Genomic DNA, 13,818 nt, shown 5'->3' on the forward strand with positions numbered 1-13,818 from the left:
AAGTAATATACACCTACCATCGTAGGAGAGCGCTTTAGCGCCGAAAAGCTTTAACATAGAGCTAGATCCATAACACCATCACGGCTAAAGCCTGTTCCTACAAAGTAATATACACCTACCATCGTAGGAGAGCGCTTTAGCGCCGAAAAGCTTTAACATAGAGCCAGATCCATAACACCATCACGGCTAAAGCCTGTTCCTACAGATAATATACACCTACCATCGTAGGAGAGCGCTTTAGCGCCGAAAAGCTTTAACATAGAGTTAGATCCATAACACCATCACGGCTAAAGCCTGTTCCTACAGATAATATACACCTACCATCGTAGGAGAGTGCTTTAGCGCCGAAAAGCTTTAACATAGAGTTAGATCCATAACACCATCACGGCTAAAGCCTGTTCCTACAGATAATATACACCTACCATCGTAGGAGAGCGCTTTAGCGCCGAAAAGCTTTAACATAGAGCTAGCTTCATAACACCATCACGGCTAAAGCCTGTTCCTACAAAGTAATATACACCTACCATCGTAGGAGAGTACTTTAGCACCGAAAAGCTTACCCTCGCTAACTTTACTCTCGCCAGCTGGCAAGCTACTTTCTTGCAGACAAAAAAATGCCACCTTTCGGTGGCATTACACACGGGATTATTTCTACATTATAGAAATTCTTTTCAAAAATTAGGTTCTAGGTTCTACTACAAAGTTTATAATAGCTCGATTTTTGTCAAACTTATCCAAGTAACTATCTTTTCCTAGTACCTAGGAAATTATCTATTTCCAGCTTTTCATCTTGTGCCCTTTTACAGCATAGAAAAGAATGAATAAATAACAAGGTAACATGACGATATAAGCACCCTGCTGAGCCGCCGCAGAATCCACACCACCACTTGCTAGACCCCAAAATAGTGGACCAAATGCCCCTCCGGCAATACCCATAACAAGTAGGCCAGAACCAACACTGGTTAATTTACCTAAACCAGACAGCGCTAATGGCCATACAGCAGGCCATACAATAGCATTAGCAAATCCTAACACAGCTATCATCAATAGTGTATCTGGTAATTGCACTTCTAAGCTAAGCGCTGTTGCTATCACAACTGAACTAGTATCGCTAAATACCACGGCAAGTGTTAATACACAACCTAATATAGCTGATGCACTTAATGCCGCTTGCTGCGAAATAACACGTGGAATAAGCAAGATACCTAAAATATAACCTAGTACCATACAGCTCATTGTATAAGAGGTCATTACACTATATTTTTCAACGCCAAGTGATAAAGCAAAAGTACCAATGGTATCTCCAGCAATGACCTCTACAGCTACATATACAAATAAAGCGGCTACACCTAGCGCCAAACTAGGGTGTGCAAGTGCAGCTTTGACCTGCCCTTTTGCTCCTTGCTCTTCGTCATCAATTAACTCTGGTAGCGGCATCTTAGTTACTGCAAAACCAAGCGCACCAATGAATAAAGCCATGCCTAAATAAGGGTAGATAAGACTGTTTGCCATTGATTCAATTTCTGTTTGCGATAATTCTTTACCTACAAGGCCTGTGAACTCACTTAAAATTAAAGCGGTGAATACGATTGGTGCAATAACACCAGCGCCTTTATTTAATATGCCCATAATACTAACGCGTGCTGCGGCCGACTCTTCGGGTCCAATGCGTACAACATAAGGATTAACTGCAGTTTGTAATAATGTTTGCCCTGCGCCCATCACTAATTGTGCAAATAAAAACAGTGCAAACACTTGAGTTTTAGCCGCTGGAATAAACAGCAAGCCTGCAATCATCATAGTTCCCATGCCGATAGCCATACCATTTTTATACCCAACTTTACGGATGATCATCGCCGACGGTACAGCTGTAAACGTCACTGCTATATAAAACGAGAATAAAATCAGCGATGCTTGAAACGGGGTCAACTGCAATACTTGCTTTAAGTAAGGCATAAGCGAGCCATTCAACCAGGTTGCAAAACCTAGGATGAAAAATAACGTGGCTACAATGGCCATGGGTATAAAGTTACTTTGTTTATTTATTTTTGACACTGTGGCTTCCATAAAACTTCTTCTTGTTGCGAGCTATCGTTATAATTATTTATTGCAATTCAGTTCAAAAAACTTAAATCGACGATTAGCGCTGCTGCATTTTATAACACCTTGGCGACATTTAAATGACAATGTCGAAACAAAAATGACAGCGCTGCCATAAAACTTTACGTTAATTACCACCATATTACTAGTAACAATTTATTTTACAACGGTACAAAAAAGGGCCTTTATGGCCCTTTCAAAACGTAATTAGTTACTAATATATTAATTTATATGAGTAATTCTGCTTTTTAGTTTGCTATCTAAGCTACTACGTAATGCTACAGACTGCTGTTCAGAAACACTGATCGGAGCTGTATATTGCTGCCAACTCGCGCCATTATCTAAACTATACTCGGTATTTAAATATGTAAACGGCGTATTAATCTCAAGCTGGCCATTGTTAATCACGCCACCGGGTACCGGCAAATGTAAAGTTATGCCTGCATTGGCCAATTTAGTAAGCTCTTTCAAACCAACTGCAGCAGAGAATTGTGCCCAGTCTTGTTCTTGGCTTTTATGATCAACCTGCTCGCCTTCCCATGGTGCTTTATGCCATGCACGCTCAGCAACAGACAGAATGCGCGGGAATATCATTGCCAATACTTGATCTTCGGTTCGAATAGTTTCAGACCAAACTTGTCCTTGCATACCCAGGATGTTTTCTGGCTTTTCAAGCTTTGGTAGCGGGCGGCCAACTAAAGCTTCAAGGTTATCTATCGGCTCTCGTGTTCGGGTGTAATCGGCATTTGCATACACATCGTCTGGCATATAATTAAATGCTTTTTTAGTATCGGTATAGCGAGTTGCCCAATAGTAACCACGTTCTTCTGGGTGAGCTTCATAAGGGTGGTCAAAGTATAAGTGTGTACCATGCGATAGAATCACTTGGTAGCCAGCATTGGCAAGGCGATAAGCTCTATCTGCAACACCCCACTCCCAAATATTGTCCCACACGTTCGCGGTAAAGGTTTTGTTTGGAAATTCGTCGCGCTTAAATGGGTTTGTTTGGTCATACATTAAACCATCTTCCCATGCGCCAGGCGAAATCCCGCGTTTTTCAAGTAACTTGGCCACACGTTGGGTAAAGTATGGTTTTAAATCGCCAGCCCCCGCCACGCCATTGTTTGGATCGGCAAACATTGCTTGGCATATTGGTGAGCCAACCCATGAACCGGCCCCTACTTCATCACCACCAAAGTGAAGGTTAGTAAGCTGAACGCCTGCTTCGCGGTACATTTGTTGTAATTCGTAAGTAACCTTATCTAAAAAAGCGTAGGTTGAATCCATACATACGTTCATCGAGTTATCTTTGTAGTTTTGCACCGTCATATAAACCGAGGTGTCTTTTGGATCACTCAGTAAATACTGTGTCGCAGCACTGATATCTACCTGCTGAGTCTCTTTTCCCGTATTCTTTTTATTCACAAGCTTATTTTTAGCTATTCGTTGCGCCTCATCGGCAAGCTTATGATAACGCGCTTCCATTGCTTTGATTGATGCGCGAGCATGCCCCGGCCCTTCAATTTCAGGAATGATTTGAATATGGCGGTCTTTAGCAAATGCTAGTAATTCAATAAACTCGCTACGAGTTAAGTAACCGTTACCTGAGCCGGATTTAAATGGTCCGGTGCCTAGCTGTGTTAACAGACATTCTTTTTCTTCAAGGTCAAAACAGCGATAACCACCAATATCAGTTAGCTCTGGTAATCCTGGTATTTCTAAGCGCCAACCTTCATCTTCTGAAAAGTGCCAATGTAGTTTATTCATTTTATAACGCGCCATTTGCTCAACCAATTTGAACATAGCGTCTTTGCCGTGGTAATTGCGACCATTATCATAGTGCATACCACGCCAGGTATAACGAGGGCTGTCTTCAATCTCAAGTTGTGGAACGTCTACAGTACCATGGCTATTTGCCGGGAGTAGATTAAGTAAGCTCTGCATGGCATAGAACACACCGGCATTATCACTCCCAACAATTTCAATACGGTCGTCATCTATTTCAAGAGTGTAACTTTCTGATTTACTACCGGCCAACTGTGGATTTACTTTTAAGCTGATCAGTTTTTCTTTAGCTAGTTTGATGTGATCTGGCTGTGCTTTTAAGGTCAGGCCATAGTCATCTTGCAAATCTTGCATAAACACCATGACTTCGTTCTTTAACTGACCTTGGAAACTGATCTGCCAGCTGCTATCAAGTGTTGCAGTACCGCGATTAAATTCGACTTTTTGTGGCTTTGGAATGATCCGCTTTAATGCGTTTTGTTGCGATACTTGACTTGTCGTTTGCTGATTACGCTCAAAGCGCACTTGTGGAGTAACCAATACAGTTAAGTCTTTTGGCTCACTATAGCGGCGTAGTTGATTTTCACGCTCGAACGGTGCAACAAACTGGGTCATGTCTTCGCTATCAGTATTTGCAAAAATAGCCGGTTTATTATCTCCTGAGACAAAAAAAGCACGTGGCATAAAGTCAGAGTAGGCAACCACCCAAACTTGAGCATCAAACTCAAGTTCTAAGCTTTTACCTGGGAGCAATCCTGTAAAGTTTTTAGTTGGGGTAATGCGGTGTAAATCACCATTTACGTGTTCAATATTTAAACCCGCAACTAGCTCAGTACTGATCTTACGAACTGAGTGAATATACAACTGCCAATCACTTTCACCAGCAGGAAGTGCAACATCAGATTGGTTGTTTAGTGTAATTGTCCCTAAAAAACCAGCGGCTTTATTATGAAAGTTATCAACCACAGCAAATGTCAGGGTGGTCTCTTGGGCAAAGTTGTTCACTTCATTTTGCGAAAACTGCGCCTGCGCCATTAATGGCATCATCGCGATCAAACTTGCTAAAGTTCGCTTTTTAAAATCCATTGCTCTCTCCTCGTTGTATACCCTAGACTACGCATTTCCCCCACGTAACCTGTTATTTATTATTATTTATTCACCTCCATCATATAAAAGATAAAATGACAGCGCTATCATTAATTGAAAGAATAAGCTATCAGCTATCAGCTATCAGCTATCAGCTATCAGCTATCAGCTATCAGCTATCAGCTATCAGCTATCAGCTATCAGCTATCAGCTATCAGCTCAAAAATAAAAAACCATGCTGACCAAGTCAAGCATGGTTTTCATTATACCTCTCAGCTGACGGCTGACGGCTGACGGCTAAAAGCTTCTGCCTTTAAACTTTCATACACACATATTTTTCTTCGAGGTACTCGTCGAGCCCTTGGTGGCCACCTTCGCGACCAAGACCTGACTGCTTAACCCCACCGAACGGTGCGACGGGGTTTGATATTAACCCTTCATTAATACCTACCATGCCGTACTCTAACGCTTCGCTCACTCGGTATATTTGTTTCAAATCTTGGCTATAAAAATAAGCAGCTAAACCATAAGGCACATCGTTGGCCAGTGCTAAAACTTCAGGCTCTTCATCAAATACAATGATACTCACCACCGGGCCAAAAACTTCTTGATGGTAAATGTCCATCTCCGCAGTTACCTCATTTAAAATAAGCGGTGCTTGATAGTTACCACCAAGCTCAACATTATCACCTATTTGTACCGCACCTTTTGCTTTGGCATCTTCAACCAACTCTTGTACTTTTTGCTTAGCTTTAGGATAAATCAACGGCCCTATATCTGTTGCGTCATCAAGCCCATTACCCACTTTCAGCGCTGTAACTTTTTTAGCTAATTTATCGACAACTTGATCAAGCACGCTACGCTGCACAAAAATACGGTTAGCCGCGACGCAAGTTTGCCCGGCATTCCTAAATTTTGCCCCTATAAGTCCCGTTATCGCTTCATCCAAATCGGCATTATCAAAAATAATAAACGGCGCGTTACCACCCAGTTCCATTGAGGTACGCTTAATAGTAGGGGCACATTGTGCAAGTAATTGCTTACCTACACCCGTTGAGCCGGTAAAAGTGAACTTGCGAACAAGTTCAGATGCAGTTAGTAACTCACCCACCATTTTTGCATTTTCAGAGAGCAATACATTAAAAGCCCCTTTTTCAAAACCGGCTTGGTCAGCTAAGTAAGCTAACGCGAGTGCGCACAAAGGAGTATGTTCCGAGGGTTTTAGTACAAAGCTACATCCGGCGGCATAAGCTGGTGCAACTTTACGAGTAACCATAGCAATTGGAAAATTCCAAGGGGTTATACCTGCAACTACGCCAATAGGCTGTTTAAAACTAGTTAAACGATGATTGTCATCAGTGGCGGGGATCACATCACCATAATTACGTTTGGCCTGCTCGGCATACCACTTAATAAACCCAGCCCCATACTCAACTTCACTAAGGGCTTCTTTTAGAGGCTTGCCTTGCTCTTTAGTCATTAACTCAGCAAGCGTTTGTTTGTGCTTCATAACCAGTTCAAACCAACGCATTAATACATTACTACGCGTTGTGGCATTGGTAGCTTTGAGTTTAATAAATGCGCCGTGAGCGGCGTTGATGGCTTTATGAACCCCATCATCATCGATATCACTTACCATGATGATGCTTTTCTGTGTGGCGGGATCATCAACACTAAAGTGTTTTTCAGTGGAGTAAAACTCACCGTTAATAAATGAATCAGTAAATATAAGATGTGACATAGAAATCCCTCCGGTGTGTAGCTATTAGCCTTAAGCTGTAAGTTGTAAGCTAAACAAAAACACCGCGATCAAATTGAGCGCGGTGTTTTCTTTAAAGCTTAAGGCTTACAACTTATAGCTGCGCTTTAAATCAATGCTCTTCATTAACGATATTGAGATTGTACTTAGGTATTTCAACTATTAAGTCTTCATCACGGATAATTGCTTGGCAACCAAGGCGTGATTCAGGCTCTAAACCCCATGCTTTATCTAGCATGTCGTCTTCAAGCTCGTCACTTTCGTCAAGTGAGTCAAAACCTTCACGAATAACTAAATGACAAGTGGTACACGCACATGACTTTTCACAAGCATGTGGAATACTAATACCGTTTTTAAGTGCAACATCAAGTACAGTTTCACCACTTGGTGCATCAATTGCAGCACCGTCAGGACATAATTCCGGATGGGGAAGAAAAATAATTTGTGGCATTCTAACCTCTTTTAAATGTTGTCTACTGACTGCCCTTGCAGTGCTTTTTTAATCGATGCATCCATTCTTAACTCAGCAAATTTACTGCTGGCGTTATCAACTTTCTCAATGGCTGCTTTTATTTCATTTGGCTCGGTAGCTGTCTCACGAACGGTCACTAGTTTAGCAATTTCTGTATTTAAGTTAGCTAATTCATGTTCATCGAGTAAAGCGCTATCGGTTGCAAGTGATGCATAAAGTGCTTCAATAACACGCAGTGCTTCTACTTGTTGCTCTTTGAGCATACGTGCTTGCATGTCATCTTTGGCGTTAGTCATAGATTCTTTAAGCATATTAGCGACTTGGTCGTCTGACAAACCAAACGATGGTTTAACTTGAATGTCAGCTTGTACACCGGTTGATTTTTCCATTGCCGATACACTTAGCAGGCCATCGGCATCAACTTTAAACGTAACGCGAATATGTGCAGCACCCGCTGCCATAGGTGGAATACCCTTTAAGCTAAATTTAGCTAATGAGCGGCAATCATCAACCAGCTCTCGTTCACCTTGCAATACATGCAGAGACATTGCCGTTTGACCATCTTTAAACGTAGTGAACTCTTGTGCTCGTGCGACAGGTATAGTGGTATTACGTGGAATAATCTTTTCCACTAAACCGCCCATAGTCTCAAGACCAAGCGACAATGGTAGTACATCAAGCAGTAACATGTCTGAATCAAGCTTATTACCTACTAACACATCAGCTTGTAATGCCGCGCCGAGGGCTACTACACGATCAGGGTCGATAGAAGTAAGCGGTTCTTTATTAAAAAATTCAGCAACTTGACTGCGTACAATTGGCATGCGAGTTGAGCCGCCAACCATAACCACTTGAAGTACTTCGTCATTACTAATGCCCGCATCTTTAACTGCACGGCGGCACGAACGAAGTGTCTTTTTAACCAACACCATGGCCAGTTCTTCAAACTTGTCACGAGTTACTTCAACCGTGTATTTTTCATCATCAAACTCAAGGCCAACATTCACTATAGCGTATTGACTAAGTGCTTCTTTACAGGCTTTCGCTTTGTTGATGAATAAGCGTAAGTTTGAGGGTGATAATGTCATTACCCCAGTTTCACGTTTAAAGTGATCGACTAGTAATGAATCAAAATCGTCACCACCTAGGCTTGAGTCACCACCGGTTGCCAATACTTCAAATACGCCTTGGTTTAAACGCAAGATTGAAATATCAAAAGTACCGCCACCTAAATCATAAACAGCAATAATGCCTTCTTGGCCTGAATCTAAGCCATAAGCAACAGCCGCTGCCGTTGGCTCGTTTAATAACCGTAGTACATTAATGCCTGCAAGCTCAGCAGCATCTTTAGTGCTTTGGCGCTGCGCATCATCAAAGTAAGCAGGTACTGTGATCACGGCACCTAAAATATCTTGTCCGGCAAAGCTTTCTGCTGCGCGTTGCTTTAACGCTTTTAAAATATCGCTGGATGCGGTGACTGGGCTGATATTACCTGCTGCGGTAGTGATGGCTAGTGCGCCATCATGCTGGCAAAAATCATACGGTAATTGGCCGTAGCTTTGCTCTATTTCAGCTTGAGTTTTACCTAAAAAACGTTTAACTGAAACGAGCGTATTGGCAGGATCTTGCGTAGCCGCTTGTGCCGCTTCTACACCAACCGTAATGCTGTCAGCCTGATAGCGAACAACCGAAGGGAGCATAGCTGCACCATTAACATCAGTTAATGTACGGGCCTCGCCACTTTGCACTGTCGCAACTAATGAGTTGGTAGTACCCAGATCAATACCTATTGCTAACTTATGTTCATGTGGTGCCGCGCTCTGCCCCGGCTCAGCAATCTGCAATAATGCCATAATGCTCTTTAACTCTTGTTTGACTTACATGTAATTCAGTAAGTTAGATAATTAATCGTCGAATAAACTGTCTTCAATTCGCTCTAATTCATCGCGTAATTTGTACACGAACTTTAATTTGCGAATATTATCAGCGGCTAACTGCCATTGCTGTTCATCATTACTTGCTAATTGCTCTGCTAACTGCGCGCTATATTGACTATCAAGTTGTTTTATTTGCTGTTCAAACTGGGCTATCGCAGCATCAGGATCTGCACTTGCAGTTAATTCTTCTAGCTCTTCACGCAGTTCCATTTGTTGCATTAAAAACTGCGGATCTTGTAAGGTTTGCTGTTCAGCTCGAATATCAACACCCAGTTCGCTAAGCATATATTCAGCACGCTTTACTGGGTGCTTTAAAATTTGTAGGGCGTCGTTGATTTCAGCCGTATTTTGTACCGCTAATAATTTATCGCGGCTACTAGCATTCGCATGACGGTCTGGATGAACAGCACGCTGGAGTTCGAGGTAATTTTTATTTACTGTTGCTAAATCCACATTGTAATCAACGGGTATCGCAAACAATTCAAAATAGCGCATAATTCCAACCATGCCAAATTAACATATTGGCTTAAAATTCAGATAGAACAAAGCCCTACAAGTGCAGGGCTTCAATATACAGTTCTTTCAATCTTTAAACTGTGAAACTTTCACCACAACCACACTCATCAGCTTGATTTGGGTTAATAAATTTAAACCCTTCATTCAAACCTTCTTTGGTGTAATCAAGCTCAGTACCATCAATATAAACCAAGCTTTTAGCGTCAACGATTACTTTCACCCCTTGGGATTCGAATACTTCGTCGCCGTCAGTTAACTCGTCAACAAACTCAAGAACATAAGCAAGACCTGAACAGCCCGTCGTTTTAATGCCTACGCGCAGGCCTAGGCCTTTACCGCGATTTGCTAAAAATGATTCTACGCGGTTTGCTGCCGCATCTGTCAATGTCACTGCCATGATTATCTCTTACTTCGCTTGTTTACTTTTATAGTCTGCAATTGCTGCTTGGATTGCATCTTCAGCTAAAATTGAACAGTGAATTTTCACTGGTGGCAACTCAAGCTCAGCACTGATATCAGTGTTTTTGATCATTGCAGCTTCATCTAAAGTCTTACCTTTAACCCACTCTGTTACCAGAGATGATGAAGCAATTGCGCTACCACAACCGTATGTTTTAAATTTAGCGTCTTCAATCACGCCTGAAGCTGATACTTTAATTTGCAGCTTCATTACGTCACCACATGCTGGTGCGCCAACCATACCGGTTGCTACTGATGGATCATTTTTGTCTAAAACACCTACATTACGTGGGTTTTCAACATGATCGATTACTTTATCACTATACGCCATTATACTATCCTCATTACCTGCTAGCGGATGTACTCATCAATTAATGATGAGCCCATTCAACTGAATCTAAATCAACACCTTCTTGATGCATTTCCCAAAGAGGTGACATCTCACGTAAGCGACCGATAGAGTTCTTCATTAAATTGACGGTATAATCAATCTCTTCTTCGGTAGTAAAACGACCAATACTGAAACGAATTGAGCTGTGTGCCAATTCATCGTTGCGGCCAAGCGCACGTAATACATAAGAAGGCTCTAAACTTGCTGAAGTACAGGCTGAACCTGATGATACAGCTATGTCTTTAACAGCCATCAATAACGATTCACCTTCAACAAAGTTGAAGCTGATGTTAACAATTCCTGGTACTGATTGATCCGGTGTACCGTTAAAGTACACTTCATCCATATCAGCCATAATGCCATCAATTAAACGCTTACGCAGCGCGCTGATGTGTGCATGATCTTTTTCAAAGTCTTGTTTAGCAATTCTAAACGCAGCGCCCATACCAACTAATTGGTGTGTCGCAAGAGTACCAGAGCGCATACCACGCTCATGACCGCCACCGTGCATTTGTGCTTCTAAACGAGCACGTGGCTTACGGCGAACATATAAAGCACCTACACCTTTCGGGCCATATACTTTGTGTGCTGAGAATGACATAAAATCAACTTTAAGTTGTTGTACATCAATTAACACTTTACCTGCGCTTTGCGCGGCATCAACGTGAAACATAATTTTACGTTCACGACACATTTCGCCAATAGTCGCGATATCTTGAATCACACCTAACTCGTTGTTTACGTGCATGATGCTTACTAATACGGTGTCGTCTCGCATAGTTTGTGCAAGCTTTTTAAGGTCAAGCAGGCCGTTTTCTTCAACGTCCATATAAGTAACTTCAAAACCTTGGCGCTCTAACTCACGACATGTGTCTATCACTGCTTTATGCTCAGTTTTAGCGGTAATAACGTGCTTACCTTTCTTTTTGTAAAACTGTGCTGCACCTTTGATTGCAAGGTTGTTTGATTCTGTCGCACCCGACGTAAAAACGATTTCACGTGGGTCTGCGTTAATTAGATCTGCGATATCAGTACGTGCCTGATCAATCGCTTCTTCAGCTTGCCAACCAAAACGGTGTGAACGTGATGCAGGGTTACCAAAATTGCCATCCATTGTTAGGCATTGCATCATTTCTTGTGCAACACGCTCGTCAACTGGCGTGGTTGCTGCATAATCTAAATAAATCGGTAACTTCATTTCTTTCTCCGCTGGACGCCAACTTATAGTTGGCAGCTTACTTGAATATTTTCCAATTGCTTAAGTGCATTATTAACGCTGTTATTTTGGCGAGATGAAACTTCCTTCACATCTGATTTTTCCACCAATTCAGCAAGGGTAATACCGTTTAAAAAGTCTTCTATTCGAGCACTTAGATCCGACCATAAGGTGTGAGTTAAACACCGCATACCGCTTTGACAGCCGCCCGTTGCACCATGGCACCGGGTTGCATCTATTGATTCATCAACAGCGTTGATCACATCACCAACCGAAATAGCATGCGTTTCACGACCAAGTAGATAACCCCCACCTGGGCCACGCACAGAGCTAACTAAACCACTTTTACGTAATCGGGCAAATAACTGCTCTAGATACGACAAAGAAATTTCTTGTCGTTCTGAAATATCGGCAAGGGGAACTGGCCCTACATGTGTATGTAGCGCAACATCCAGCATCGCTGTGACGGCATATCTGCCTTTTGATGTTAACTTCATAGAGCCCCCGCACTAAAGAGTGCAAATTTTAATTACCAGAGTAAAATAGTCAAGTATTATTATGACGTAGCTTTAGAGCTGTAAGTCGTAAGTTGTAAGTTGTAAGTTTTAGAGCTTAGAGCTTAGAGCTTAGAGCTTAGAGCTTTCAAAACACTTCAATACCCGACTATTTTAGTCAAGTACTGTGTTCATTGTAATTACCTGAGTAATTTAGTCAAGTATTAGTCTTATAACTTTCGCTTATTTAGTAGACTTATTTATTGAGGTTAAAATACCGCGTAAAATATTTAGCTCTGCATCTTCTGGGCGAGCACGGTTAAATAAACGACGTAGCTTAGTCATTACCATGCCCGGATGCTGCTTAATAATAAAGCCTGTTTCGAGTAAGGTTTGTTCTAAGTGTTCGTAAAATAACTCGGTTTGTTTTGAGCTTGGATACACAGCATCATCTACTTGCGTTACTTTGGGTTGTTGATTTAAAAACGCCATACGCGTTTCATAGCATAACGTTTGCACAGCCATTGCTAAATTAAGCGAGCTGTATTCAGGATTGGCAGGGATACACACATGGTAGTTACACAGTTGCAGCTCTTCATTACTTAAGCCACTGTTTTCGCGACCAAACACTAATGAAACAGGACCAGTAACAGCTTCAGCAACTAGCTTTTCACCACATTCACGTGGTTCCACCATCGGCCACGATAAAGTACGTGAACGTGCGCTAGTACCAATAGTTAGCGCGCAACCTGCAATCGCTTCTGCAACTGTGTCAACGATTACCGCATTACCTAGCACATCAGTTGCACCAGCCGCTAATGCACTAGCGTGGCTATCAACTTCACACGCTGGATCAACTAAATACAGTTTTGATAAGCCCATGGTTTTCATCGCGCGCGCCGCTGAGCCGATGTTACCTGAATGTGAGGTGTTTACTAAAACAATGCGGATGTCGTCTAAGATCATTACTGTTTAACTCATACCAAAAAATTGCGCGAATTATAACATGGATGTTAGCTATCAGCTATCAGCTATCAGCTATCAGCTATCAGCTATCAGCTATCAGCTATCAGCTATCAGCTATCAGCTATCAGCTATCAGCTATCAGCTTTTATTTTAGCCTTTAGAGCTGTCAACATTTTTGATAGCTCAACAGTTTCATTTATCCACTGCAAACCAATATCTTTATTTATGTAGTTAATATCTATTCCTATATAAATCTGTGTTCTCGTTTCTGCTAATGAAGATCTGGATATATCTAAAAACCGCAACCTCTCTTTATCACTTTCGCGAGTCATACCTTCTGCTATATTACTAGGAACTGATAGACCAGATCGCGTTAACTGGTTTCTAAAGCCAAAATCATTAAGATCGATTGTAAGTTTATAAATATCTGCACTTAATCTTGCTGATCGTTTCCATACTTCAAGGTTCTCAAAGTTCCTATATATTAACCATTTCACAAGCATGGTTAATATATAGGAACGATAACTTTAAAATGCAAATGCCCAACTTTGACGGCTGACGGCTGACGGCTGACGGCTGACGGAAAACAATACTAATAAACCTCTTCTCAAACAGCTATGTACAAAAAACACTCAAA

12 protein-coding genes are annotated in these 13,818 nt (G+C 41.8%); all 12 read right to left on the reverse strand.

Annotated features, from left to right (window positions below; genetic code table 11):
• Positions 1-771: 771 nt before the first annotated feature.
• On the reverse strand, positions 772-2,067 hold the full coding sequence (gene nagP, locus J7338_RS18510; RefSeq protein ID WP_210798464.1) for an N-acetylglucosamine MFS transporter NagP: 1,296 nt from the start codon (positions 2,065-2,067) through the stop codon (positions 772-774).
• A gap of 255 nt (positions 2,068-2,322) precedes the next feature.
• A complete protein-coding gene (locus tag J7338_RS18515; protein ID WP_210798465.1) occupies positions 2,323-4,971 on the reverse strand; it encodes a family 20 glycosylhydrolase in 2,649 nt (882 codons plus the stop codon).
• A 313-nt stretch (positions 4,972-5,284) separates the two neighbouring features.
• Positions 5,285-6,712, reverse strand: a complete 1,428-nt coding sequence (locus J7338_RS18520) for an NAD-dependent succinate-semialdehyde dehydrogenase (RefSeq protein WP_210798466.1) — start codon at positions 6,710-6,712, stop codon at positions 5,285-5,287.
• Positions 6,713-6,842: 130 nt separating this feature from the next.
• Positions 6,843-7,181: an ISC system 2Fe-2S type ferredoxin gene (gene fdx, locus J7338_RS18525; RefSeq protein ID WP_016710654.1), complete on the reverse strand. Its 339-nt coding sequence runs from the start codon at positions 7,179-7,181 to the stop codon at positions 6,843-6,845.
• An 11-nt stretch (positions 7,182-7,192) separates the two neighbouring features.
• Positions 7,193-9,055 carry a Fe-S protein assembly chaperone HscA gene (gene hscA, locus J7338_RS18530; RefSeq protein WP_210798467.1) on the reverse strand — a complete coding sequence of 621 codons (1,863 nt, stop codon included), beginning with the start codon at positions 9,053-9,055 and terminating at the stop codon, positions 7,193-7,195.
• 51 nt (positions 9,056-9,106) lie between these two features.
• Positions 9,107-9,634, reverse strand: a complete 528-nt coding sequence (gene hscB / locus J7338_RS18535) for a co-chaperone HscB (protein WP_210798468.1) — start codon at positions 9,632-9,634, stop codon at positions 9,107-9,109.
• A gap of 94 nt (positions 9,635-9,728) precedes the next feature.
• The gene (gene iscA, locus J7338_RS18540) at positions 9,729-10,052 is read right to left on the reverse strand and encodes an iron-sulfur cluster assembly protein IscA (protein WP_064668139.1); all 324 of its coding nucleotides are present in this window, start codon (positions 10,050-10,052) and stop codon (positions 9,729-9,731) included.
• A gap of 9 nt (positions 10,053-10,061) precedes the next feature.
• Positions 10,062-10,445 (reverse strand): Fe-S cluster assembly scaffold IscU, encoded by a 384-nt coding sequence (gene iscU, locus J7338_RS18545; RefSeq protein WP_210798469.1) that lies wholly within the window; start codon positions 10,443-10,445, stop codon positions 10,062-10,064.
• A 40-nt stretch (positions 10,446-10,485) separates the two neighbouring features.
• Complete coding sequence (locus J7338_RS18550; protein WP_210798470.1) at positions 10,486-11,703, reverse strand: IscS subfamily cysteine desulfurase; 1,218 nt, start codon at positions 11,701-11,703, stop codon at positions 10,486-10,488.
• A gap of 23 nt (positions 11,704-11,726) precedes the next feature.
• Entirely contained in the window at positions 11,727-12,218 is a 492-nt protein-coding gene (iscR, locus tag J7338_RS18555; RefSeq protein ID WP_210798471.1) for a Fe-S cluster assembly transcriptional regulator IscR, read from the reverse strand.
• A gap of 240 nt (positions 12,219-12,458) precedes the next feature.
• Positions 12,459-13,181, reverse strand: a complete 723-nt coding sequence (trmJ, locus tag J7338_RS18560; protein ID WP_210798472.1) for a tRNA (cytosine(32)/uridine(32)-2'-O)-methyltransferase TrmJ — start codon at positions 13,179-13,181, stop codon at positions 12,459-12,461.
• Positions 13,182-13,312: 131 nt separating this feature from the next.
• Positions 13,313-13,678, reverse strand: a complete 366-nt coding sequence (locus tag J7338_RS18565) for a four helix bundle protein (RefSeq protein ID WP_275074503.1) — start codon at positions 13,676-13,678, stop codon at positions 13,313-13,315.
• Positions 13,679-13,818 lie beyond the last annotated feature (140 nt).

The sequence above is a fragment of the Pseudoalteromonas ostreae genome (assembly GCF_018069805.1).
GTDB lineage: Bacteria > Pseudomonadota > Gammaproteobacteria > Enterobacterales > Alteromonadaceae > Pseudoalteromonas > Pseudoalteromonas ostreae.

Coding starts and splice junctions, on each gene's coding strand:
- fdx (WP_016710654.1), bottom strand. CDS start 7,181: ATGCCACAAATTATTTTTCTTCCCCATCCGGAATTATGTCCTGACGGT.
- J7338_RS18550 (WP_210798470.1), bottom strand. CDS start 11,703: ATGAAGTTACCGATTTATTTAGATTATGCAGCAACCACGCCAGTTGAC.
- trmJ (WP_210798472.1), bottom strand. CDS start 13,181: ATGATCTTAGACGACATCCGCATTGTTTTAGTAAACACCTCACATTCA.
- iscR (WP_210798471.1), bottom strand. CDS start 12,218: ATGAAGTTAACATCAAAAGGCAGATATGCCGTCACAGCGATGCTGGAT.
- hscA (WP_210798467.1), bottom strand. CDS start 9,055: ATGGCATTATTGCAGATTGCTGAGCCGGGGCAGAGCGCGGCACCACAT.
- iscA (WP_064668139.1), bottom strand. CDS start 10,052: ATGGCAGTGACATTGACAGATGCGGCAGCAAACCGCGTAGAATCATTT.
- J7338_RS18515 (WP_210798465.1), bottom strand. CDS start 4,971: ATGGATTTTAAAAAGCGAACTTTAGCAAGTTTGATCGCGATGATGCCA.
- J7338_RS18520 (WP_210798466.1), bottom strand. CDS start 6,712: ATGTCACATCTTATATTTACTGATTCATTTATTAACGGTGAGTTTTAC.
- nagP (WP_210798464.1), bottom strand. CDS start 2,067: ATGGAAGCCACAGTGTCAAAAATAAATAAACAAAGTAACTTTATACCC.
- hscB (WP_210798468.1), bottom strand. CDS start 9,634: ATGCGCTATTTTGAATTGTTTGCGATACCCGTTGATTACAATGTGGAT.
- iscU (WP_210798469.1), bottom strand. CDS start 10,445: ATGGCGTATAGTGATAAAGTAATCGATCATGTTGAAAACCCACGTAAT.